This window comes from Rhizobium sp. BK060 (genome assembly GCF_014193145.1).
Lineage (GTDB): Bacteria > Pseudomonadota > Alphaproteobacteria > Rhizobiales > Rhizobiaceae > Rhizobium.
This window is the reverse complement of sequence record NZ_JACHYW010000003.1, coordinates 107,705-130,916: the sequence shown is the minus strand read 5'-3', so window position 1 is coordinate 130,916 and position 23,212 is coordinate 107,705. Positions and strand designations below refer to the sequence as shown.

Annotated in this window: 18 protein-coding genes and 1 pseudogene; 10 read left to right on the top strand and 9 right to left on the bottom strand. The window is 56.5% G+C overall.

Going from position 1 to position 23,212, the window contains the following annotated elements; all coding sequences use genetic code 11:
• Positions 1–957: 957 nt before the first annotated feature.
• The 3 genes from FHT71_RS04425 to FHT71_RS04415 are packed head-to-tail and all read right to left on the bottom strand — an operon-like array spanning position 958 to position 6,051.
• The gene (locus tag FHT71_RS04425) at positions 958–2,976 is read right to left on the bottom strand and encodes a hypothetical protein (protein ID WP_183719072.1); all 2,019 of its coding nucleotides are present in this window, start codon (positions 2,974–2,976) and stop codon (positions 958–960) included.
• Positions 2,957–4,945: a hypothetical protein gene (locus tag FHT71_RS04420; protein ID WP_183719070.1), complete on the bottom strand. Its 1,989-nt coding sequence runs from the start codon at positions 4,943–4,945 to the stop codon at positions 2,957–2,959. Before FHT71_RS04420 ends, FHT71_RS04425 begins: the two co-directional genes overlap by 20 nt.
• The gene (locus FHT71_RS04415; protein ID WP_183719068.1) at positions 4,942–6,051 is read right to left on the bottom strand and encodes a hypothetical protein; all 1,110 of its coding nucleotides are present in this window, start codon (positions 6,049–6,051) and stop codon (positions 4,942–4,944) included. The genes FHT71_RS04420 and FHT71_RS04415 overlap by 4 nt, the downstream gene beginning before the upstream one ends.
• A gap of 1,297 nt (positions 6,052–7,348) precedes the next feature.
• Between FHT71_RS04415 and FHT71_RS04410 the strand changes: the two genes are divergently transcribed.
• Positions 7,349–7,570, top strand: coding sequence for a hypothetical protein (locus FHT71_RS04410; protein ID WP_246717951.1), 222 nt, complete (start codon positions 7,349–7,351; stop codon positions 7,568–7,570).
• A gap of 272 nt (positions 7,571–7,842) precedes the next feature.
• Here FHT71_RS04410 and FHT71_RS04405 read toward each other — a convergent pair whose 3' ends face one another.
• Positions 7,843–9,285 (bottom strand): PLP-dependent aminotransferase family protein, encoded by a 1,443-nt coding sequence (locus FHT71_RS04405; RefSeq protein WP_183719066.1) that lies wholly within the window; start codon positions 9,283–9,285, stop codon positions 7,843–7,845.
• A gap of 159 nt (positions 9,286–9,444) precedes the next feature.
• Between FHT71_RS04405 and FHT71_RS04400 the strand changes: the two genes are divergently transcribed.
• The 3 genes from FHT71_RS04400 (at position 9,445) to FHT71_RS04390 (ending at position 11,869) form a co-directional block, all read left to right on the top strand.
• On the top strand, positions 9,445–10,233 hold the full coding sequence (locus FHT71_RS04400; RefSeq protein WP_183719064.1) for a cyclase family protein: 789 nt from the start codon (positions 9,445–9,447) through the stop codon (positions 10,231–10,233).
• Between the two features lie 106 nt (positions 10,234–10,339).
• On the top strand, positions 10,340–11,041 hold the full coding sequence (locus FHT71_RS04395; RefSeq protein ID WP_183719062.1) for a glutamine amidotransferase: 702 nt from the start codon (positions 10,340–10,342) through the stop codon (positions 11,039–11,041).
• A gap of 42 nt (positions 11,042–11,083) precedes the next feature.
• The gene (locus tag FHT71_RS04390) at positions 11,084–11,869 is read left to right on the top strand and encodes a YggS family pyridoxal phosphate-dependent enzyme (protein WP_183719060.1); all 786 of its coding nucleotides are present in this window, start codon (positions 11,084–11,086) and stop codon (positions 11,867–11,869) included.
• Between the two features lie 33 nt (positions 11,870–11,902).
• Here FHT71_RS04390 and FHT71_RS04385 read toward each other — a convergent pair whose 3' ends face one another.
• From FHT71_RS04385 to FHT71_RS04365, 5 genes are all read right to left on the bottom strand, one after another.
• Complete coding sequence (locus tag FHT71_RS04385; protein ID WP_183719058.1) at positions 11,903–12,535, bottom strand: glutathione S-transferase; 633 nt, start codon at positions 12,533–12,535, stop codon at positions 11,903–11,905.
• 180 nt (positions 12,536–12,715) lie between these two features.
• Complete coding sequence (locus FHT71_RS04380) at positions 12,716–13,162, bottom strand: DMT family transporter (RefSeq protein WP_210294075.1); 447 nt, start codon at positions 13,160–13,162, stop codon at positions 12,716–12,718.
• Positions 13,163–13,285: 123 nt separating this feature from the next.
• Positions 13,286–14,224, bottom strand: a complete 939-nt coding sequence (locus tag FHT71_RS04375) for an ABC transporter substrate-binding protein (RefSeq protein ID WP_183719054.1) — start codon at positions 14,222–14,224, stop codon at positions 13,286–13,288.
• A 67-nt stretch (positions 14,225–14,291) separates the two neighbouring features.
• Positions 14,292–15,323, bottom strand: coding sequence for a ribose ABC transporter permease (locus tag FHT71_RS04370; RefSeq protein ID WP_183719052.1), 1,032 nt, complete (start codon positions 15,321–15,323; stop codon positions 14,292–14,294).
• Positions 15,320–16,897 (bottom strand): sugar ABC transporter ATP-binding protein, encoded by a 1,578-nt coding sequence (locus tag FHT71_RS04365; RefSeq protein WP_210294069.1) that lies wholly within the window; start codon positions 16,895–16,897, stop codon positions 15,320–15,322. Before FHT71_RS04365 ends, FHT71_RS04370 begins: the two co-directional genes overlap by 4 nt.
• Before the next feature lie 571 nt (positions 16,898–17,468).
• Here FHT71_RS04365 and FHT71_RS04360 point away from each other — a divergent pair.
• The 6 genes and pseudogenes from FHT71_RS04360 (at position 17,469) to FHT71_RS04335 (ending at position 23,181) form a co-directional block, all read left to right on the top strand.
• Entirely contained in the window at positions 17,469–18,314 is an 846-nt protein-coding gene (locus FHT71_RS04360) for a fumarylacetoacetate hydrolase family protein (RefSeq protein WP_183719050.1), read from the top strand.
• Positions 18,315–18,342: 28 nt separating this feature from the next.
• Positions 18,343–19,539, top strand: a pseudogene (locus tag FHT71_RS04355) (malic enzyme-like NAD(P)-binding protein); the annotation flags it as partial.
• 286 nt (positions 19,540–19,825) lie between these two features.
• Positions 19,826–20,449, top strand: coding sequence for an XRE family transcriptional regulator (locus FHT71_RS04350; protein WP_183719046.1), 624 nt, complete (start codon positions 19,826–19,828; stop codon positions 20,447–20,449).
• A gap of 61 nt (positions 20,450–20,510) precedes the next feature.
• Complete coding sequence (locus tag FHT71_RS04345) at positions 20,511–21,614, top strand: hypothetical protein (protein ID WP_183719044.1); 1,104 nt, start codon at positions 20,511–20,513, stop codon at positions 21,612–21,614.
• Between the two features lie 53 nt (positions 21,615–21,667).
• Positions 21,668–22,270, top strand: coding sequence for a hypothetical protein (locus FHT71_RS04340; protein WP_183719042.1), 603 nt, complete (start codon positions 21,668–21,670; stop codon positions 22,268–22,270).
• Positions 22,267–23,181: an abortive infection family protein gene (locus FHT71_RS04335; protein WP_183719040.1), complete on the top strand. Its 915-nt coding sequence runs from the start codon at positions 22,267–22,269 to the stop codon at positions 23,179–23,181. Before FHT71_RS04340 ends, FHT71_RS04335 begins: the two co-directional genes overlap by 4 nt.
• Positions 23,182–23,212 lie beyond the last annotated feature (31 nt).

Sequence of the window (23,212 nt, the reverse complement as noted above, 5' to 3'; positions counted from 1 at the left end):
CCGGCCTAGATATCCTAGCGGTAATGCAGGACGCTGTCGCGTAAGTGTGGACCCTGAGGACGGTGAGTTTAGGAATTGTGTTGGCGATCTTTCGATCGACACGGAATGCTGGTCGCTATGTCGGCATTCTACATTCGGAGCCGTAGACGGTCAGCGCTTGGCCTGCCCGGCGCTGGGCCGGGGTTGCAGAGGGTAGGCCAAGTGCTGGTGATGGGTATCGTCGAATAGGGGCGTGATCCGAAACGCTGGACTTTCAATGCAGTGGTACGATCCCCGACGATCCAGGCTCGGCTATGAGTTTTACCGCACCGTTCAGATCACGTCTTAAATCGAAGCGATTGACGTTGGGTGCGATACACACCAACGTTGGAAACGTCCCTGTGAAGAAATTGCAGGCCGCCGCCCCAAGCTCGTGCCGCGGCCATCCTAAGACTTAACGCCCAGCACGGAATCGTCTAGGTTTTCGTCGGGGAAATGCTCTCGCGTAGATCAATGTTCTCTTTTTCTACCCGAGAGAGCTCCGCGCGCAACGTGCGAATGTCAGCGTTGGCTTGAACAAGGTTTAACTCCGCCTCGTGCCACCCTTCCTTTAACCGTCGCACCAATTTCCCTTCTGGCACATCTGCTTTGTCGGGAACCGGTAGGGAGATTGTACGCACATTACCCAATTTCTTATTAATCTCCGACTTCAGTTCCGCGTTTCGCTTGTCGCGAGGGCTGGGAACTCGATTGCGTTTCTCAAGGAACGTTCTCGGCAACCCCGCGCGCACGAGGACGTTTGATAGGGTAGGCTTACGATTGAGCGGCGGGTAAATGCCGCCGTTTCTCTGGCATTCTTCCATGACTGCTGCCAACGCCCAGCGTATCTTCTCCCGAGTGTCCCTCATATCGGAAGGCGGGCCGTTCACCGCAACTAAGCGAACTCTACGGCGACCCTTTGCTCGTGTCTCCCGGACCTCAGTCACTTGCTTCAGTCCAGAGGTCAATAGCAAGACGATGTTGAGCGAAAATCCGCTGTCGGACATCGCTCCAACGCTCCATTTCGTAGACAAATTGGCCCTTCAAATGTTCGACGACCATTGTTCGGCCTGCAGAAGCGGCATTTTCGATTAGGTCTAGGATCGCCTCAATCTGCCGTTCGCACCGCTGTTTCTCAGCGGCCAGTTCAAGGCGGTGAGTGCAGGTCGATCTACAAGAGCCCTTGTCCGCACGGCCCAAGGTCTTAGTACAGGGTCCGAATTCCCCTGGCTGCTTAGTGCAAATTACACCGCGACGAACCACCTGGAACGCGGTTCCTGAAACCGTCAGCTGCTTTACCGCTTCTGCGGTTTCGTCTGTGCCGAGCCGACGAATTCCTCGGCTCATCTTCAGTTCTGCAATCCCTTGCCGGATCGCACCAGCAGCTGGCCCACCGGCTGCCCCCTCGTCGATCTCGTTGATTGCCTGCTCAGCTAGTGCGTAGGTATATTCTTCAGCGACTCGGATGGCCTCTTTGGCGAGATCGGGGTCTGATAGAAGGTAGTCCAAAACCCCCTCCAGATTGTTCCCCAATAGGTCCATAAGAACCTCCGGCGCGTTCTCGACCGCCAACCCTATCATCCGAGCAGTAGTGTGACGCCATCGATGTACATGCGGTTTCCCACCCGCCAATTCCGTAAGATTCAAGTGGTCCACGACACTTGCCGAGGCACTCGTGGGATCGGCCAATGGACTGCCCACTGGATCATCAAATTCCTTCAGGGTGACCCAAAGATGCGTTTTGCCATCTGGGCGCACAAGCTTCGCCAACTGCTCTTGCAGGGCTATGGCCTTTTCCGCGCGTTGATGGAGAGGCCAATCTCTTCTACGTCCTCCCGCGCGGCCGGTATTTTTGAAGGTGATGCCCTCTACAACGGTTTCGTCGTCTTCGTGCACGATAGCTTGATGAGCCATCCCCTGTAATTCGTGTCTTCGCGCCGCCGTGCAAAACGCTACCGTGCAGAAATTCAATGTCTGAATGACTCTCAGAAATAGGCGTAACGTGGAGTGGTGCTGTGGAGGCCATCGAACTGAATACTCGAAACAATACTGGTCCCTCCGCTGCCGGATTGGAAACGGCAACTCGGTGATTAAGTTGCCGTCGGCGTCCCGCCAATCGACACTGCCAATCGCTTGACGCCTGATGGGCTTCCATTGGTCGCCACTTAAAGGGCCATCCGCTTCAAACGCGGCAAGCGTCTCGAAATAGTGGATCACGGATGTGGCGAGATTGTCCTGTAACCAGAAAGCGCGCGACAGCAGTTCAGTTACAAACTTGTCTGGGAAGGGCTTTTTCTTTACGTCGGCTTTTGGAGGTAAAGGTTTTTTTTGCGGTCGCTCCTGGTTGTAACCTTCCTCAACTTTCGCACCGGGGATTGGAATCGATGTAACAGCCGGTGACGGCAGTAGTCCTGAGGACGCAGCCTCGACCAAGAGGTTGACCGCCAAATGCTTATCGTACTTTCCTCGGTCCGAGCACGTGACCGCAACAAACTCATCAGCTTGGTGCGCCAATACAAATGGCCAAAAATCTTTATCGTGTGGTCCCATCGACGGCAGGGAAGCTTCCACTATTGACAAGAGTTCGATGCACCGTTTGCGAAACGAGTATGCCTGCAATCCGTTTCCGCGTTTGCTTCCTGTAGGCAGCCAGAACGCTAGTATCGAACGACCGATCCATTCGCGGCGATGCTCAGCAGCAAGGTCGCTCGCTCCCTGCAAAAGTCTGCCGTCTATCGTTGCATCTATCGTTCTCTGGGTTAACTTCCGCTGACCGCCCGGTGGAAGTAGGTCTTCAGGAATGACGAAGTATAATTTTCCTAGCGGTTGACCCGGGAAAATCTCGATGCGGCTCAACGCCTCCCAGTCGCTGCCGCGGAGCGAACGGATACCCCCCGCTGCCTCGACACCTGCGTCGCGAAACTGCGACATACCGTTTTTAAAATATAGGATATCCATCAAGCACCCTCCCTTGCCCGCTCTTCAGTTCGTGTCTGCGCCTCGCGTAGTGTTTCTTGACGTCGGCCGGGTTGAATTGGTTTAGCGTCAGACGAAGGGATTTTTGCTCGAGTTCGAAAGACGACCCGTTCCAGCTTCGTATGGGGGTCTGCGTCTGAAGAAAATCCAAATCCGCAAGAGTTTCGGCGAGCGGCTGGAGACTTTCGGAAAATACCACTCCATGTGTGCAGCCAGTACACCGCTGAACCCGGCAAACGTGTCCTGATTTATGGTCGGGCGAGATTGCCTTAGGCGGTTTGTACGGCTCCAGACATCCCATACCCAATCGAGTTCGCTGTTTGATATCTTGGAGACGCGCGGCTTGCTCCTGGGTGATTTCCCCTCGCGCAAGGAGAATCTTCAGTCTCGCGTAGTCTAGCGGTCTCTTCTTTTCGATATCGTCGACCACTATTTCGAGGACTGTTTTGATCGCCTTGAAACTTCTCCGTTTTCTGCGGCGCTTAGACAGGTAGAAGCGTAGCGATCGAAGATCGGAATGTTGTGCAGCAATCGAAGCCATAAAGCTTCCACTCGTCTCATTGGTGTGTTCTACGAGGGATTTTCGGGGCTGCTTGGTCGTTATCTTCTTTAGGTAGGGATGGTCTTCCAACAGACCGCCTTGCTCGGCAACCGTTCGCACGAATTGGTTCATCCAAGCGGATGAATCATTATCGAAACAGCCTATGGAGCCCGCGTCGCCAAGGGATATGTACAGCCAAGGCGATTTGATCATCGATCTAAGACGTGCCATATCCGCCACATTCTGGTGTTCGAATAGGGTCGCCTGCTTTTCCTCAAGGACAGCGAGCTCGTTTTGGAGCGTGCGCCTCATCGGCCCGGTTACCGAGATCATGAACTTGATGATTTGGTATGCGTGAAATTCCGGCTTCATATCGGAAGGCGCGACCACCTCGAGGTCCACCCTTCCCTTGTATGCTACGATCTCTCCTCGTTCACTCCCACCGATGATCGATGGAATCCACCAACTGCCCTCGTCTGAAATGTCAACATTCAAAACGGCGGCGTAGTTGAACCCGGTCAAAATCATTACCAGCCATATGAATACCGCCGTGTCGCACCTGGCTGGGTAAAACCAGCGCATTTTTCCTACGTATCCAGCGTTCGCGTTCTCGCCCTGAAGGGGAAGAGTGTTGGGCGGGCCGTAGACATTGTGCCCTGTTGCCCCTGAGCCATAGATGAGCGCATAGCCACCAGATTTCATCACCTCATCTTTCGACGGGATAGAGATGCGCGTTAGCTGGTGGACCAAGAACGCATGATTCTCACGTCGCCCCCATTGATCACGTTTGGTGCCAGAATGAGGGGGAAGTCTTGGGTCTTCCCCAATCGAAACCAGCTCCATGCCTTCGCGAAAATTAGCTTTGACGTCGCGCGCATATGCTCGAAGGGCGAGGTTCAGCGATTGCAGTCCGCGTAGATCAAATTCCTCGACATCGGGATCGTCGAAAGGCTCACGGGACGGCCACAAAGAGGCCGTCCCGTGCACTGTCATGAAGTGATTGTCGACAATACCCTTCACTCGCTTGTAGATGTTCTGTCCCAAGTTCTTAGAACGTAGCCAAGCCTGAAAGCGTCTTGCGTAGATGTCATCCAGATCGCTTATCGATTGCGGTGTTGGTAGATCGGGGCTTTCCTCCAGAAAGCGAACCATACTCCGCCAGGACGACGAGTGGCTCTTGTAAGCGCTCCTGTCAAAAGCCTTCCGCAGGATGGTCGAACGGAAATCTTCTGCAAGGCCGTGGTTGCCGGGGAAGTCGCCGGCCCACAGCCGCGCCGACCGTCCGTCCATGTCAACCAGGTACCTTCCATGATAGAATTCGGAAAAGTCTGCCAAGTGTGGCGGTTTGCTATTAGCTGGATAAATCCAGTTCTGGTAAGCGGTCAGTATGGGCGAGGCGGCGCTGCTCATGCATCCCCCTCCTCGTCGAATTGTGCCGACCAGCTCTCAGACGCGTCGTAACCCTGATGGATCGTCACAATCCATCTGGCGTAAATTCTCGTCGTCGCCGGGTTGGAATGGCCAAGTAGCTCAGACGCGGTGTCCCAGTGGCTGGCGACCTGACTGCGCACCCAATCAGCGGGCATTTCCGCAACTGATTTCCCGTGCAGCAATGCCGAGCTCTGAACCCGCTTTAAAAGGTACATACAGGTAAAATAATGCCGCCCCTTGTGCGGATACCATCTCCCGGCATAACCGGGCACCACCAATCGAAAGCACTCGTAGAGTCGGCTTTTCGAGATTGGCGTGCCTTCGAATCCAGCCGCATCCGACAAAAACAAGCCTTCAGGTGGAGGCTGCTCTGTCCGTCGAACGTAGGCGTCCACTAATTTTGGGCGCTCGGAATCTATCCAATTCCGGACGATGTCGGCAAACTCAACATCGACGAGAACGGTGCGGGGGGCGTTGCCCTTGGTAAATTCCAGAACCATGTCAACATGGCGATCACCATACTGCCTGGCTTCTTGAATCTCCTCGGTCGACGGCCAGCATTCGACCGACGCCCCGCACGCTTCAGCAATCCGCGGACCGACGTCGACAATTAGGCGACAGGCCAGCATCTTCGACTTTCCTCGCCTGCGCTCGATTTGTGAAAGCCAGTCGTCTACCCAGGTTTCACGGGGAAGCCCTATGCGCTCGCGCTGCGATCGCTTGGCCTTTTTCAACCCTGCCCTGACGGTTTTTTTGTGGGTGTTTCCGTTTCGAGTTTTAACGGTAACGGTGGTCAGCGTCGGAACGAATGGGGCGCGAATGCCGATATGGCCCGACCACATGAGATATGAGCATGCGGCTGATCCTCGGGCGTTTATAGTACGACCGCTCAGCGGCATGCCCGCTTTCGACCATTGTCCGCTCTGCATGTCGTCTTGGTAGAGAAGAATGTCATCGTAGACAGCATTGCTGAGACCGATCCCTTGGACGTTCGCCCAGCTGAGAAAATTGACGAGCGAGTCGCCGGTGCCGATGATCGATGTCGTCGCGAGCACCCTCATTTTCGGCGAGCGCTCAAACGACATTTCCCATCTCCCTTCGAATGTCTCCCTGAGGAAACGAGAGGGAAGGCGATCATAGCCGTCTGGCCCAAATATCGACGGGCAATCACGGATCGTAGGGGTTTTAGAATGTAGTGTGTCTCGCCCCCCAGGAACGTGTAACGAGAACATACTCCGAAATTTCTCCGGAACCCTTCCCAGCCGCTCGTATCTCTCCTCCGGACGAATGGCTGGATGGACTGCCGGGTCGCTGCCAATTTCCATGTCGGTCTCCTTCACTTCGAGACCAAGGGTAGGATTGCTCGGTCTAAAGCTGAACCCCCTCGACGGCAGAATCTCGGTGTCTTGAGATAAAATTACTTATATTTATCAATTACTTAAAATTATCTCAAGACGTCACATGTCACTTGAGGGCAATGAATTGCAGACATAAAATTGTGGATAAGTCGCGTGGATATACGCCCGCCGGCTCGAGTGCTTCGACAAGGCAACGCTATCAGCAACTATCCATGAGAAATTCTGGGGCACTTTGGTTTGGACAACGCCCTGCCAAGCGTACGCGTGGCGACGAAGAGCGACCGACAATTCTCCGCAGCAACGCTGCCGCTTCATTCGCTTTCGCGACCATCACAACCTTCGTGTCGCTATTGGCCAAATGGAAACGTAGCCCGTTCCAACAGCGGCTTCTGCCGAGCCAATACTCATTTCACACGCTAGGTTGATGGCGGCATGAGCTGACTATGCGAAGCATCCAGCTTCATATCCCGTAGTCAGTGTTGACCACCTGGTAGATCGGAACACAATATGATCATTAAGTATAAAAGTGAGGGTGGCCGCCATGAAAACCGTACCAATCGATACAATACGCGCCGAGCCAGTAACCGGTAACTACTGGACACCGCCTCTCGAAGTGTCAACGGCTGAAATTCACCCAACTCTCATGGAGACTCTGGTTAGGATACCTCAATGCGAGAGTTGGCGCATCTTCGCTATCAACATTTACGACATGGTTTCTAAGGGGCCGCTAGGATATTTCGAAATCGCGATCGATCCATTAACTCATCGAGCCTGTGGTTACTTCGCGCAAGTCGGCTTTCACCCCCCAATGAGCGAGCCAATCTGGTTCCATTGCCCAGGAAGCGTGGAAGACGCGATAGAAACCTTTTATCAGATCGTTCGAACGAAGGGCTGTCTCGAGTAACCCGCCACTTGACTGGTTCGCGAGTACCGCGACCGATCCCCAATCTTGGGCCGTGCCATGGAATGGGCACTATGAGATTTTAATGCGCGTCTCTCTCGCCGCGAATAGATCGCTAATGCGATGAAGACCATCTTCCCCATGGTCGAAACGTCGAACTGGAGTTGGAAGATGTATTTCGAGCTGAAGGACGCGACTGCCGACATGCTTGCGAGAAGCCGCCGGCATGACGAGCTCTACGACCTGCCGCTTCAACTCGTGTCGTCGGAAGGCGAAGCATTTGATATCCAAGCCGCCGCACAAGATGCGCTCGGATTCGACAGAAAAGGCTACAGCGCCCACTAGAATAGGACCTGCTCGTTTGATTCCGTCCTGATAGGGGCCGGGTATGTCGAGATAGTTCAATAGCCAAAGCAAAAAGAAGGCAGCAATTCCGGCCGCGAGCCAAAGGAGCTGGCTCCAGGGTATCGGACGGCCATGGTACCGTTTCAGACGCGAGAGAAATGACATAGGTGATCCCGATACAGACTGTTCGAAAAGCCTGGAAATAGCGCCGAGGTTGCTCGAAAGCGTTTGAATGAAGACTAAAGAGCGACCTATCAGAGCGGATCGACGCGCTATCGATTGGTCGACAGACCATCCATGGCCGATCTCGCCAACAGCGCAGTAGCGACATCGAGTTCTTCACTCGTCAATGACGCGAACCCAAGCCGCAACGCCTCCCTGGGAGAAAGCGGGTCGAGCGCGAATTTGACACCGGGCATGACACTAAGACCCACGGCGGCGGCCTTCGCAGCCAGCGTCTCTGCGCTGAGGTTCTCTTGAAGCTGCAGCCAGATCGCAAGGCCTCCGGCGGGCACGTCGAACTCCCCTCGCGGAAACCTCTCTTCCAAAAGCCGGGTCAGGATGTCCCTGCGCTCCATGTAGAGCCGTCGTGCCTTCTTCGTGTGGCGTCGGATCGCACCTTCCGCAAGCATGGATGCCAGCGCGTGTTCCAGCGGGATGTCGCCTTGTCTGTCGATTGCCTCTCGTCGGTCGCACATCCTCTGCAGAATTGAAGGCTCCGCCAGCGCATAACCGACACGCAGGCCGGGTGCGAGGAGCTTCGACAGCGAACCAACATATACCGAAGAGATTCCACCCGCCCCCCTGGCGACCAGGGGCATGATGGGGCGACCCTCGTACCGATACTCGTGGTCGTAATCGTCCTCGATGATCGTGAGATTGGCCCTTTGGCAAAGCTCCAGCAGTTTCATCCGGCGAGCGGCCCCCATGGTCACCGTCGTTGGATATTGATGGTGAGGCGTCACATAGACCGCTCGGAGGCCCTCGACCTGACCCGAAAGTTCCGACAGGTGGTCGACGTCCATGCCGCCACTGTCGACGTTGACGCCGACGATCCGAGCCCCTGCCGCACGAAATGCAGTCCAGGCAAGCGGATAGCCTGGGTTCTCTACGGCGATGGTCTCCCCTGGCGAAAGGAGAGCGCTGGCAGCGAGAAACAACGCCATCTGGCTGCCACGGGTCACGAGAATGTTGGTGGGTGGCGCGACGATCCCTCTCTCCTCCGCAAGATATTCTGAGAGCGCGGCGCGAAGCTCCATGCTTCCGCGAGGATCGCCATAGCCACGCGATGACAGGAAGGCAGGAGACGCCAGCGCCCTCCTGAAGCTCTGCGCCAGCTCTGCCCCCGGGAGCAAGCGCGGATCGGGCGCACCGTCGGAAAAGTTCAGGGCGGGTTTGCGGAAGTTCGATGTCGCCGACACGAATGCCGATGTTGTTCGCATCGTCTGAGCAATTGACGTTGGCATGTCCTTCGACACGAAAGTCCCGGACGATGGTGACGTCTCGATCCATCCCTGCAGCTGCAGCTCGCTGAACGCGGCGTTGATCGTATTGCGGTTCAGTCCAAGCGACTTGCCCAGTGCTCGGGTTCCCGGCAACCGCTCTCCGGGCTTCAACCGGCCCCGCTCGATCTCCGTCCTCACCGCATCGACCAGCTGAAGGAAGATCGGTCTACGACCGTCGTTGCTAAATTCGATCGTAAGCTTTGATCGCATAACCGGACCACCATCAAAATGCAAACCGGACCTTTCGAGTGGTCCGGTCACAGGTGTAGCAAAGTGATGAAGGCCCTAGCAACAAGTGCCTTGCCTTCAGATCACGAAAGTTCAGGGAGGAGGCGTGCAGCGCTTCCCGTCGTTGGAGAGGAATTCGAAATGCCGCAGTCCCAAGCCGAGCAATTGCTGTCTTTGATGAAGAACGCAAAGTATGTCGACCTGTCGGTCACAACCGGAGTGAACCTCCCGTCGTCGCCTTACGAAGGCCAACCCTTCGGCCAGTTTCTCATGAACAAGTACGACTGGCCCCGCGGCAAATATCTGGAATATGTGCAAATCCACGACGACCACACCGGAACTCACATCGATTCCCCGTCGCACTTCACACCGACGCTCGAAAGCGGCCTCCCCCATGCTACCGAATTCGGAAGCGTGACCGTCGAGCAGCTCAAGATCGAATGGTTGATCGGCGAAGCAATCGTCGTGGATTGCCGTCCGCTCATTGATGGCTACCCGAAGGGCGAGACCACCAATCTCCGCGAAAGCCCGATCATCGAGCGCAGCTACCTCGAAAAGTGGGAACGGGAAAACGGTGCGTTCGCCGAAGGTCAGATAGTCCTGCTCCGCAGCGACTGGTCCGACACCTACTACAAGCCGATCCCGGAAGGCTTCAAGTACGACCGCTCCAACCCCGCTCCGTCTGCGGAAGCTATCGAGTTCCTGTACCAGCGCGGTGTCCGTCACATCGGCATCGACGCCCGCAGCATCGGCCAGATGCAGGATGACAATTCCCCTCACTGGGCGTCGCTCGGGCGCGGCATGTACGTGACGGAAAACCTGACCAACCTTGGGAAAATCCCGGCCCGCGGCAGTCTCTTCGTCTTCCTCCCGCATAAGTTCGACGGCGCGACCGGCGGACTCGGCCGCGCGATCGGCGTTGTCGCCTGATCCTTCATAGCCTGCGCGCGACCGGCGGGCAGGCGAGTAAAACAGAAGCCAATCCCGCGCCGGCCCGCGCGGGATTGGCCCGAACCAGTTTGGAGATAGGACAAAAATGCTCAAATCCGCGATCGCAATCCGCCATGTCGAGTTCGAGAGCCTTGGAACCTTCGAGGCTGTACTGGCGTCGGCTGGCTACCGACTTCATTACCATGACGTCGGCACTTCCGACCTTTCGACCCTCGATCCTTTAGTTCCCGATCTGCTGGTTATCCTCGGCGGCCCGATAGGCGTTTACGACACCGACGAGTATCCGTTTCTAGCGGAGGAGTTAGCGTTGATCTCGAAACGGCTTGCACGCGGTTTGCCGACATTGGGTATTTGCCTCGGCGCTCAGCTTATGGCCGCCAGCTTGGGAGCGAAGGTTGCGCCGATGGGGACGAAAGAGATCGGCTTCTCGTCACTCGACCTCACGGACGCTGGGCTCACTAGCCCCCTTAGGCACCTTGTAGGCGTCCCGGTCCTCCACTGGCACGGAGACGCCTTTCAAATTCCCAGTGCCGGAGTGGGCCTGGCGACTACGTCCATTTGCCCAACGCAAGCGTTCGCGATTGGCTCGAATGTCCTCGGCATACAGTTTCATCCCGAGGTGGACGCCACTGCCGGTATCGAGCGGTGGTTGATCGGTCATGCCGCCGAATTGTCCGCGGCGGGCGTTAGCCCCCAAGCACTGCGGGCCGACGCGGAACGCCACGGCCGCCGCCTCCGGGATGCGTCCCGCGCCATGTTTGGAGAATGGCTTACCGGACTGACCTAATCCCGGTTCATCATCGCTATAGTCACGAAGGAGCCCAACCCGATGACCGAACTGGAAACCGTTCAGTCCTTATCAGACGACGACCTGGATCGTTTCGGCAGCGATCCCCGATCTACATTCGAAGCCAATCTTGCATCCGTGCACAGGCGAATTGCCCACGCATGTCAGCGAGCCGGCCGGCGGCCCGAGAGCGTGCGTCTCCTGCCCATCACTAAAACAGTTCCGGCCCACATTCTGCGTTTTGCGTTCGAGGCGGGAATCCGGGATTTCGGAGAGAACAAAATTCAGGAAGCACAGGGAAAACGCGAGGCACTCCACGATCTGTCAATCCGCTGGTCAATCGTTGGGCATCTACAGACCAACAAGGTCAAATACCTGACCCGGTTCGCAACAGAGTTTCAGGCCCTCGACAGCACCAAGCTTGCGCATGAACTCAACAAGCGCCTCGAGCGGGAAGAAAGGGATTTGGACGTCTTCATCCAGGTGAATACATCACAAGAGGCCAGCAAGTTCGGACTGGACCCCCGCGACGTCGGCGCATTCATCGAAAACCTACACCAGTATCCTCGCCTAAATCCCAAGGGATTCATGACTTTGGCCTTGTTCTCGTCGGACATGACCAAGGTTCGGCCGTGCTTCCGCCTTCTCCGCGAGCTCCGAGATCGGACCGTTAGGGCCCACCCGCATATCGGACAGCTATCAATGGGAATGTCCGGGGATTTCGAGGCTGCGATCGAGGAAGGCGCTGACGTCGTTCGCGTCGGTCAGGCGATTTTCGGCAAGCGCCCCACACCTGACTCGTTCTATTGGCCCGAGGCCGCCGTCTAACCAGTCAGAAACGGATCAGAACACCCGTCTAAATCAACTCAACGAGGTCGGGCCTGGCATCAATTCGTAGGGGTGACGCCATCCCGGCATATTCTTGATGCGCTCTTTCCACGAAGCAATTGACGGAAAGGCGTCGTGGTCCATGCCCGTTTCCTCTGGCATGAATACATAACCTGCTAGCGATATATCCGCGATAGTCAGACGATCTCCGACCAAAAAGGTATTTTTCCTGAGGTGTTCGTCAACGATTGCGTATGCTGAGACTGCGCGTTGCCGCAGGAATTCAGTGACCGGTGTTTCCCCTGACTTCTGAATCCCGTACATAAAACGGAGCGTGGCGTAGTAGCTGGTGAATTTGTGGTTATCGAATAAAATCCATCGCAGGATTTCCCGGCGTTCTTCCTCGTCGATCGGCCCGAACTTGCCTGTCTTGGCCGCCAGATAGTCAAGGATTACCCCCGACTGGCTGATCTTGAGCGCGCCATGTTCCAGGACAGGAGCCTCTCCTTGTTCGTTTACACGAGCGCGCCAATCTACGTCCCGTGTCTCGCCATTGAGGTAGTCCACGAAGACCGGTTCCCAATCAACACCGGCGAGAGTGAGAAAAAGGGCGGCTTTGTAGGCGTTTCCCGAAATTGCGAAGCAATGCAATTTGTATTCGGCCATTGAACGCTTCTCCAGCAATGTTGACAGGACTGAGGGATAACATGTGTGGCTCGGTTCGGGGAGGTCCGACCACTCGATGGGAAAGTCGGGAATGAGAAAGGCCCCGACATCGTTTTGCGTGGTCCGGCGATTTTCGGAAAACACCCGGCACCTGCGTCGTGCTTTGGGCCGCCTGACGCATTACAAGCGGATCAGTACAACGCCCCCGGCAAGCAACAGCGCCCCGCCGATCCGAACAGGGCTTATGGGATGTTGCGCTATACCGAGGCCCCCATAGTGGTCGAAGATCATCGATCCGACCATTTGCCCGACGACGATAAGCGCCAGCGACGATGCCGCGCCCAGACGCGGGACAGCCAGAATACTGCCACCGATAAAAATGGCACCGAAGAATCCACCGGTCCAAAAAATCCAAGGGACGCCCGCCACCTCATTGAAGCTAGGCTTCGTTCCTGGGGCGATCATCGCGGTCGCGAGCATCACGATCATGCCGACGAAATAGCTTGCGAAGCCTGCCCACCAAGGCGACCCGAGTTCAATACGCAAATTGGAATTGAGGATTTGCTGGAATGCCACGCTGGCACCAGCTCCTACGGCGAGTAGATAGAAGTTCTGCATCAGAAGCATCCGTTGATCGAGATTCGGCACGGACGATACCCGATCCAATTACCTCGGGTGGCGCAACTTCGGTCCATTCACAGAGGAAATCAGTCGAAGGCCCCGAGCCGAAGTTCGGGGCCTTCTTGGAGATTAGTTGCGTGAAGCTTCCCAGCCCTTGTGCGTCGCGACGTTGTCGCGGGTCACGAGGGTTGCGTCTAGCAGCACGACTGGCTTCTCGGGCTTCTCGCCCTTGAGCACCTTGTCGCCGAGTTCGACGGCGGTCGCAGCCATCTTGTACGGGTCCTGGGCTGCCGTCGCCTGAATTGCAGACTTCGAGCTGCTCTTCAGTTCTGCTTCCAGGTCAGGCGCACCATCGACAGACGTGATGATGATGCCATCGCGCTTGAGCTGACGGGCTGCGAGGTTGCTGCCGATTGCCTGCGGGTCGGCCACGGCGAAGACGGCGTCAATCTTGGGGAAGCGCGTCAGCTGAGACTGCATAACTTCAAGGCCGCCGTCGCGCGAGCTCTTGCCGTTCTGGTCGTCCGACAGGACCTTGATGCCAGGGCTGGCTTCGAAGACCTTTTTGCAGCCAACGACGCGGTCCATGATCGCGGAATTCTGCGGACCGTTCTGGATGATGACGTCGCCCTTACCGGAAAGCTGATCGACAATGTACTTGCAGGCGATCTCGCCGGCCTGGACGTTGTTGGTCGTGACCGTGAGGTCCGCTCCGTCAGCTGCCGTGTCGACCGAGACAACAATGATGCCGGCTGCTTTGGCCTTCTTGATCGCCGGAGCAAGTGCCTTGGGATCGCCCGGGTTCAGAAGGATCATGTCGACGCCAGAAGCGATGAAGTTGTCGATCTGGTCGATCTGCTTGTTCAGGTCCTGCTCGAAGCCGAGCGTCGTGACCTTGACCTTCGGGTTGATCTTCTTGGCTTCCGATTCAGCTCCCTGCGCCAGGGCGACGAAGAACGGATTTCCGAGCGAGGCAACGGAGATGCCAATGGAGTTGAGGTCCTTGGCGGCCACCGAAGACGCGGTTACCGCGAGCATCGAGATAGCAGCAAGCAATGCACTTTTCATGGTATGTCTTCTCCTGGTGTGGCGACTAGAAATCGGTTGATCAGCCCTAGTCGGAAGCTTTCGACTGTTAGGTTCGCGCAGAGCCCTTCAGGCGATATCGATCGAGCGCGACAGCGCCGATGATTACGAGACCCTTGATGATGAACTGCCAGACGTCGGACACGCCGATGAGGATCAGTCCGTTCGAGAGTACGGCGATGATCAGTGCACCGATGAGCGTACCCCAGATCGTGCCCACGCCACCGACAAAGCTGGTGCCGCCGAGAATGACCGCCGCGATCGCGTCGAGTTCGTAGGACTGGCCGAGCTGCAGGCCGTTGGCGGCGAGAAGGCGTGTCGAAGACATGACGCCGCCGAGGCCGGCGAGGAAACCAGAGGCGCAGTATACGAACATCAAGACCTGCCAGACCTTGATACCCGATAGCTTGGCAGCAGCCTCGTTACCGCCGACCGCGTAGATGCGGACGCCAAGCGTCGTGAAGCGCAGGACGATCCACGAGACAACGATTACCGCGAAGGCAATCACGGTCAGCCATGAAATGCCAAGAAACGCGTCACCACTCATGCCGGCGAAAGGCAGGTCCGGGTTGAAGACGGTCTTGTCGTCGCCGAGCACACGGGCAAGGCCGCGCACGGCAGTCAGCGAGCCCAGAGTGACGATGAAAGGCGGCAATTTCGCAAAGGACACGAGGCCACCGTTGATTGCGCCGAGGAGTACCCCGAACGCGATACCAGCCGGCACACCCATAATTCCCCACTCGGGGACCAACGAGATGATCACTGCGATCATAGCAGACGCGGCAAGGATCGAGCCGACGGAGAGGTCGATACCGCCCGTCAGGATCACGAACGTCATGCCGGCGGCAAGTACGGTGTTGATCGACGCCTGCTGCATCACGATGGACAGGTTCTGCATGGCGAGGAAGCGACCGGCAGTCCAGGCTTCAGCGAAGCTGCCCGTCTCGGTGTAGCCGCTCATGAACTGGAAGGCCAAGCCAATCAGGATGAGGATCGGGAACATGCCCAAGGCCTGGAAGGAAGAACGAAGCGCTCGTTTACGCTGCGTCAGCGGCTGTTCGGCGATGGTTGTTGTGGTCATTTTCTCGTCTCATGCATGATTGCGGTCTCGCGACCGGTCGAGCCGGTTGCGATAGCGATGATGTTTTCGGATGAAATGGGCGTGGGGCTATTACCCCCTACTTCGCCCTCGATGCGACCGTCGCGCATCACGACGATGCGGTCGCTGATCCCGATGAGCTCGGGGAGATCGCTCGAGATCACCAAGACCCCAGTGCCGTTTTCGGCAAGGGTCTCGATGATGCGGTAGATTTCGGATTTTGCCCCGATATCGACGCCGCGGGTCGGTTCATCGAGAATGATAAGCTTGGGATTCGTCTGAAGCAGGCGCGCCAGCAGGACTTTCTGCTGATTCCCGCCGGATAGAGCACCGACGTTGATCTCTGGCCCTGACAGCGCGATCTTCATGTCTTTGATCGCAGCCGCGGTTCGGACTTTCGCCTTGGCCTTGTTGAGAACCCCGTACCCCCTGCTGTCCCCCGAGATCGCGGCAATATTCACGTTTGCCGCGACACTCATATCCAGGAACAGACCGTCGTGCTTGCGATCCTCAGTAAGATAGACGATGCCGTTCTCGATCGCGTCGAGCGGACTGGAAATTCCGGTGTCTCGTCCTTCGAGCGAGACAGTGCCGCCGGTCATTTTGGCCGCGCCGTAGATGAGGCGGGCGAACTCGGTCCGGCCCGCCCCGACAATGCCGGCTAGACCTAATACTTCGCCCCGCCGCAGATCGAAGGTCACCCCGCGGACCTTGCCGTTGTCCCGGACGTCCTGAACGCTGAGCAGGACTGAACCACAGCTGTATTCAGCGTTTCGGTCCTTCTGATAGAAACTGGACAGATCGCGGCCGACCATCATCTGGACCAGCCGCTCTTCAGAAAGCTCGTCACGAACTATCGACCCGACGTAGCGTCCGTCCCGTAGGACTGTGACCCGATCAGCGAGCGCGTATACCTCATCCATGCGGTGGCTGATGTAGATGATCGCCAGGCCTTGCGCCCGCAGCTTGTTCACGATGGCGAACAGCCGCTCGCATTCTTTCGACGAAAGCGAGGTCGTAGGCTCGTCCATTACCAAGATGCGGCAATCGGCCAAGAGGGCCCGGGCAATTTCGACCTGCTGACGTTGAGCGAGCGACAGGATCGCAACCTTGTCAGTCGGAGAGAAGTCCGCACCGAGGTCGACCAAGACTTTCTCGCAGGCGCGCACCATTTGCTTTCGATCGAGAAAGCCAAATTTCGCGACTTCCCGACCAAGGAGCATGTTCTCGGCCACCGTTAGGTTAGGCGCGAGAGCAAGCTCCTGGTAAATAATCGAAACACCGAGCCTTTTCGCATCGCCAGGACCATTGATGGTGACGGAGCGCCCCTCGACTTCGATCTGCCCCGAGGTGCACGTGTGGGCACCGGACAGAACCTTCATGAGTGTCGACTTCCCTGCCCCGTTCTCACCCATCAGGGCATGCACTTCACCGGGATAGATATCGAGATCGACACCGTTCAGAGCGAAAATCGATCCAAACTGCTTTTTGATTTCCCGCATCCGCAGTAGCGGGACCGGGCGTGTTCGAACGGGAGGTTCGAGCAACTCTGACATTCTTCAATCCTTATTCTACAACCGTCACCGATCGGCGGAACGCCAGACCTGCAAGTGCAGGCTTCAGTCACGTCATCACAGGAGAGCCCAGTTGTTGGAGCGAGGTCCGACCATCAGGTTGATCCTCCCGTTAGTTCACCACGTTTCTTATTTTTCGCGAAAGTTTCACAGAAGAAATCTTTAGTCAAGTTTGAAAACGCGAACGAACATTTCTCGACGGCATGACTCGATCGAAGCTTCTGACATATCAGTGCATTTTTCTTGCGCTATGAGTTATCGGATAGTGTTTCAGAAGACCGAAATTTGGCGCGAGAACCCACACTTCCCTATTGGGAAATATGAAATAAATTATTTTATTTCAATCAGATATAATGGAATTTCGTTACCCGTAGCCCCGTTTATAGAGCCGACTTTCTGAATAAATGCATCAAGCACATGCCCGCCGGCGTCCAGCGAGCTTTTGAGCTCCCAACGAACCAATATGTTGACAATCGAAGTTTCATATAGGAAACATTCGGAAAACATGCGCTGGCACATCAGGTGCAGGGAGTGCGCTTTCCAGGAGGCGGGGATGAAACTAATCCGGTACGGGAACAAAGGCTTCGAGAAGCCCGGCATCATCGATGAGAACGGCGACGTCCGAGACTTGAGTGACTTCATCGCTGACATCGATGGATCGACAATTACCGCGGACACGCTGGACCGTATCCGGGCACTCGATCCGCAAAGCCTCCCCAAAATCGAAGGCAGCTTCCGAGTCGGCCCTTGCGTGGGACAAGTAGGCAAGTTCGTCTGTGTGGGCCTGAACTATGCGGACCACGCCGCGGAAAGCAATCTGCCGATCCCAGTTGAGCCGATCGTGTTTCAGAAGGCCACGAGTTCGATCTGCGGCCCGAACGACGACGTCACCATTCCGCCTGGCTCCGAGAAGACCGATTGGGAGGTCGAGCTCGGCATCGTCATCGGCAAGAGTGGCAGCCATATCAAAGAAGCTGACGCGTTCGACCACATTGCTGGATATTGCGTCGTCCACGACGTCTCCGAGCGCTCCTATCAAAACGAGCGAGGCGGACAGTGGACCAAGGGAAAGTCGTACGACACCTTTGGGCCGATCGGGCCATGGCTTGTCACGGCCGACGAAGTGCCTGACGTCCACAATCTGAGACTCTGGCTGACCGTGGACGGTGCAGAACGACAGGCAGGCAGCACGGAGACCATGATCTTCAGCGTGCCGTTCCTGGTTGATTACATTTCGCAGTTCATGAGCCTACAGCCCGGCGACATCATTTCGACTGGGACCCCTCCGGGCGTCGGCATGGGCATGAAGCCACCGACATTCCTGCGCGCAGGGCAAACGGTGCGCCTCGGCATTCAGGGCTTGGGTGAGCAGGAACAACGAACCGTGATGGCGGGCTAACCGATAAACGCGGTCCACGACAAGGGAGATCAGAGTGAACGAGAGCTTGCGAGCTGCTGCACTAGCATTTCATGAACATCCGCGCCCAGGCAAGATTGCCCTCGCGCCCTCGAAGGCACTCACAGATGCTGGCGATTTATCGCTCGCGTACTCTCCAGGCGTCGCAGCGCCTTGCGAGGAGATCGCGCGTGACCCCGCCCTCGCCTATCGATACACGTCAAAGGGCAACCTCGTAGCCGTCGTTTCAAACGGTACGGCAGTGCTCGGCCTGGGGAATATCGGCGCACTCGCAAGCAAGCCGGTCATGGAAGGGAAGTCCGTACTCTTCAAGCATTTTGGTGGCGTTGACAGCATCGATCTTGAGGTCAACGAGACAGACCCGATGAAGTTCGTCGATATTGTTGCCGCGCTTGAACCGACATTTGGCGGGATTAACCTGGAGGACATCAAAGCTCCCGACTGCTTCGTAATCGAAGCGGAACTCAAGGCCAGGATGCAGATTCCGGTATTCCATGACGATCAGCACGGAACGGCGATAATCGTCGCCGCGGCAGCGCTGAACGGTCTCGAATTGGCTGGCAAGGATATCGCCCAAGCAAAAATCTGCTGCTCGGGTGCGGGCGCGGCCGCCATCGCCTGCATGAACATGCTCATTTCCGTCGGCGCGCGCCGGGAAAACATCTTTATCGCCGATCGACAAGGGATCGTGACCAAAGCGCGCCAGCAGTCCGTCGACCCATGGCGCGGAGCTTTTGCTCAAGAGACAGAGCTACAGTCCCTTGACGACGTCATGATCAATGCGGACGTTTACGTGGGCCTTTCATCTGCCGGCGCGCTGAAGCCGCACGCCCTGGTTCAGATGGCCGCGTCGCCATTGATCCTGGCTCTTTCGAATCCCGTGCCGGAAATCATGCCAGAGCTCGCCCTTGCCGTCCGTCCAGATGCTCTGATTTGCACAGGGCGGTCGGACTTCCCAAATCAGGTCAACAATGTCCTGTGCTTCCCGTTCCTGTTTAGGGGGGCGTTGGATTGCGCCGCTACGGAAATCAACGAGGAAATGAAGCTTGCCGCTGTGCGTGCGATCTGCGCGCTGACCAAGGAGACAGGCATCTCGAAGGATTACCTCATCCCGTCGCCGTTCGATCCCCGCCTCGTCGGCGAGATCGCGCCGGCTGTTGCGGAAGCCGCAACACGGTCGGGAGCAGCCCGTCTTCCGATCGAGGACAGCGCCGTCTACAAGGCGAGACTCACAGACCAAGTCGTCCGGCTGGTGGGTTAGGCGGCGATTGCCGGTTAATGTTGGAGGGAGCGCGGGAAATCGTGCGATCTAAACCCATGAGCACAGGGCACGAAGAACGTTCGGGCCTTGGCGTTTTTCCATTTTCGTTTATGAAACGATTACGCCATGATGTGACAATCGTGGAATTCGGCGTTCCTATCGACCGCCGTCCAATCGACATGCTTGAACGGAAGATGGTGAAATGGACAATAGCTCACGAAAAGCGCCTGCTTTGATCGGCGAGGTGCTCCGAGAGCGGCGCGGGCATCACGGATGGACTCTGGCCGACGTCGCCGAGAAAACCGGGATTTCCAAATCGACGCTCTCGAAGATCGAGAACGACCTGATTTCCCCGTCGTACCAAACGATCATCCAGCTTTGCTCGGGCCTCGACATCGAAATTGGCGACTTGCTAGCACCTTCCCCTTCGGGCCAGGAGCCGAAGCAGTTGATGGGCCGAAGAAGTGTCAGCCGCCAGCACGAAGGCCTGGTGATGGAGGACGACAACTACAAATATGTCTACCTTTGCACCGACATCGCCCACAAGCGCATCGTCCCGATGGTAATTGACGTCAAGGCAGACTCACTGAACCGCGTTGACGGTCTTTGGACGCACGTGGGCGAAGAGTACCTCTATGTGCTCAAGGGCTCCGTCACCCTCCACACCTCGTTGTACGAAGAAACCGTTCTTAACACCGGTGACAGCGTTTACTTCGATAGCACCATGGGACACGCCTACATTGCCGCAGGCGGCGAGCCAGCTCAGTTGCTCGTGATGTGCTCGAGTGCGACGCCAAACCTGGCGCAGACCCTACGTGAACTTCTCAAGCAGAGATTGACTGCAAAGTCCAAATGAGCTCACCGCTGGGGCCAGAAATCCGGAAACCCAGCCCATCCCATCTTCGCTGGAGGTTGGCTTGGAAGTAGATCACTACTTCGAGACAGTCGGCATAATGGCCGACCGAAGCCGGTTGTTGAATATTGCTCCACACGAACTTGTGGAAAAACCGGGTGACCACACCTCTATCGTCCAGGCCCTTGTCTCCTTTCGTGAATCCATGTTGACGAGCGAGGATGAAGACTGGCTCACTGGATATCTATCGATCGGGTTATTCTCCGATCGCGGTTACCGCGAGCGACTAGCGTCGTTTGCCCTGGCTTTCGAGATCGACCGCGAGCTCAAGCGACGGGAAATCAGGCGACTTTGCAGGCCCTACACCAAGGACCAGCGTCTTTTCGATCGCGTGCCACCCCTTTTCGACAGTATCAGGGAAAGAGCTAGCGGCCAGTCGGATCGAGAACTGATTGATCTTGAAGCCGTCGTATCAGTCGGCGGTAGTGAGGTGTATCGAGCGGGCAGCGGGTTCACGACACTCTGTCCCTACTTGAGCCCGAAGATCGTCAACTGGGTAATCAGAGAGTGGCCCGGCGCTTCGACGTTTATACGGCTCGACGCGGACCAGTACTTCGAAGAAAGACCACCGCAAGCGCTTATGGAGTCGGCAATCGTACCTGCAAGTCCGCGTTGGTTGAAAGACTTCAGCCTCCGGAAAGGGATGAAGGATTTCGGCTCGTATCAACTGCTGGGAAGGCCACTGTCTGACGGGCATGCGGAGTTTTGGGATTACCATGTAAAAATGGTGCGACGCCTGGAGGTTCACGTCGAGCGCCGGAAGGATGATTATCTCTCGGTCATGATCGAAGAGCTGCCACGCCCAGATGATCCTGACGGCCTTATGATAGGCAGGTGTATCCATCTTGATACCCGCGATCCGGCTGGCACGTCGATTGGCGACGTAAAGATGCAGCATCTGGATTTAGCGATCAATGTCTACGAGGGCGACGATCGTAGAAAGCGGTACGATGAAAGCCTTCAACAAGGCAAGGTCATCGATGCGACCTTCCGCACGCATTTGCTTCGAATTGAAGACGTCCCTTTCACATCACTGTTCACGTTCGCCGGCACGTTCTTGCAGTCAAAAGTATTGCTAAGTGAATGGGTCAGTGACCTGATAGCGTAGTCGTGGCGGCATTCAGACGACGATAGCGAACGATACACAGGGGGGAGATCGAGTTGGCGGCGACGACTAGCAAGGCAAAGAAGACGGGCAAAAAGGCCAAACCGGCGGCCAAAGTCGAGACACAGAAGGCATGGTCTGGCCGACATAACTACAGTCTAAACTCCGACACGGTATTGCGCGACGTCTATCGGCTCCTGAACGTCGTCATGGCCGATGAGGCGATTGCCCGCTTGGCAACCGCTCGTGGTGACGTTCTTGTGGACCTCCGCGATCAATTTGTTGAGGACGAGCTGGTCCATCTCCTTATTTCCACCGCGATCATGAACAGGTCCCACGACGACCACATGGATGGCCCGAGAAATGATGCGGCGGAATTGAGCTTCGCCCCGGTGGCACTTGCCTGTGGGAGGCTCGTCACAGACGTCGGGGGGACAAAAGAGGATGATATCGAGCTGACGTTCCGCGAAGCGTGCAACAAAATCATTCACGCGGAGCATATTACGGTCGAAACGCAAAAGGCGAAGAACGCTGCGTTTCAGTTTCTCCCAACCACAGTCCAACTGCGCGGCACGTTACGAAAGAAGCCGTGGGTGGCGTTCGTCGATGTTCCCAACTATGTGCGAGCCACCCTAATGAATTTTCGGGACCTTCGATGAGCGAGCGCTTCTCCCCTTTCGTAATCAAGGCGCTCGTTGACGTGATTACCGGAGGGATTAATCAAGGATCGGATAGCGCGCCGCCAATAGGAATTTATCGATCCGGCCCGAAGATCGAACAGTTCTTTCTCGATTGTGGCATCGATATGCGCATAGGCATGAGCTCGCGCGTTCCCGCCACGACAAACTGCCTACGTGAGGCAGCTGCACACTGGGATGGCGATGAGAAGATCAAGCGGATCATCCTCAAAGTCAGCGATCCCCGTGAATATCTCGCAGAACCGGATAGAGCGGGGGCGGTAAGAGACCATCTAAACCTGGCGCTGAAAGCCGATGGCTTGGCGATAACGGTCGTTTCGGGCAAAGCTCACCTAGTCGAGCGGCAGTCGACCGGAATGATCGTCGAACCATTCATCAGCAAGCTTAAAACGTTGGATTTTGATACCGTCCAGATTGAAATTGCCCGCGCCCTTCCAAACGTTTCCGACGATCCGGAGGATGCTGTTACCGCAGCCTGCTCGCTTGTCGAGGCTGTATGCCGCTCAATACTCCTTGAACTAGCGCTTCCACTTCCCGCTAAACGCGACGTTGACGGACTCATCAAGGCTGTTCAGGAGCCACTGAACTTGTCCCCCGGACGTACCGACCTCCCGCCAGAGATAGAACAGGACGTCCGACAAATATTGAGCGGACTGACGTCAGTTGTGAAGGGGATCGGCGCTCTCCGAACCCATGGCGGTGACGCACATGGCAGAAGCAAAGGAGCCGCGCGGCTCGATCCTCGTGTTGCTCGCCTCGCCATCAATGCAGCGGGCTCGCTAAGCCTTTTTCTAATTGAGACGTGGGAAAAACAACAGCATCGTGCCCTGCCTCAACACGCACTTCCTGACCGGGAACCACTGGAAGAGTGACAGTCGGTTCTATCGATGTCCGACAATAGAC

What these genes read in the sequence shown, in the direction of transcription:
- FHT71_RS04425 (WP_183719072.1), bottom strand. Translation starts at nt 2,976, where the DNA reads ATGGATATCCTATATTTTAAAAACGGTATGTCGCAGTTTCGCGACGCA.
- FHT71_RS04420 (WP_183719070.1), bottom strand. Translation starts at nt 4,945, where the DNA reads ATGAGCAGCGCCGCCTCGCCCATACTGACCGCTTACCAGAACTGGATT.
- FHT71_RS04415 (WP_183719068.1), bottom strand. Translation starts at nt 6,051, where the DNA reads ATGTCGTTTGAGCGCTCGCCGAAAATGAGGGTGCTCGCGACGACATCG.
- FHT71_RS04410 (WP_246717951.1), top strand. Translation starts at nt 7,349, where the DNA reads ATGAAGACCATCTTCCCCATGGTCGAAACGTCGAACTGGAGTTGGAAG.
- FHT71_RS04405 (WP_183719066.1), bottom strand. Translation starts at nt 9,285, where the DNA reads ATGCGATCAAAGCTTACGATCGAATTTAGCAACGACGGTCGTAGACCG.
- FHT71_RS04400 (WP_183719064.1), top strand. Translation starts at nt 9,445, where the DNA reads ATGCCGCAGTCCCAAGCCGAGCAATTGCTGTCTTTGATGAAGAACGCA.
- FHT71_RS04395 (WP_183719062.1), top strand. Translation starts at nt 10,340, where the DNA reads ATGCTCAAATCCGCGATCGCAATCCGCCATGTCGAGTTCGAGAGCCTT.
- FHT71_RS04390 (WP_183719060.1), top strand. Translation starts at nt 11,084, where the DNA reads ATGACCGAACTGGAAACCGTTCAGTCCTTATCAGACGACGACCTGGAT.
- FHT71_RS04385 (WP_183719058.1), bottom strand. Translation starts at nt 12,535, where the DNA reads ATGGCCGAATACAAATTGCATTGCTTCGCAATTTCGGGAAACGCCTAC.
- FHT71_RS04380 (WP_210294075.1), bottom strand. Translation starts at nt 13,162, where the DNA reads ATGCTTCTGATGCAGAACTTCTATCTACTCGCCGTAGGAGCTGGTGCC.
- FHT71_RS04375 (WP_183719054.1), bottom strand. Translation starts at nt 14,224, where the DNA reads ATGAAAAGTGCATTGCTTGCTGCTATCTCGATGCTCGCGGTAACCGCG.
- FHT71_RS04370 (WP_183719052.1), bottom strand. Translation starts at nt 15,323, where the DNA reads ATGACCACAACAACCATCGCCGAACAGCCGCTGACGCAGCGTAAACGA.
- FHT71_RS04365 (WP_210294069.1), bottom strand. Translation starts at nt 16,897, where the DNA reads ATGTCAGAGTTGCTCGAACCTCCCGTTCGAACACGCCCGGTCCCGCTA.
- FHT71_RS04360 (WP_183719050.1), top strand. Translation starts at nt 17,469, where the DNA reads ATGAAACTAATCCGGTACGGGAACAAAGGCTTCGAGAAGCCCGGCATC.
- FHT71_RS04335 (WP_183719040.1), top strand. Translation starts at nt 22,267, where the DNA reads ATGAGCGAGCGCTTCTCCCCTTTCGTAATCAAGGCGCTCGTTGACGTG.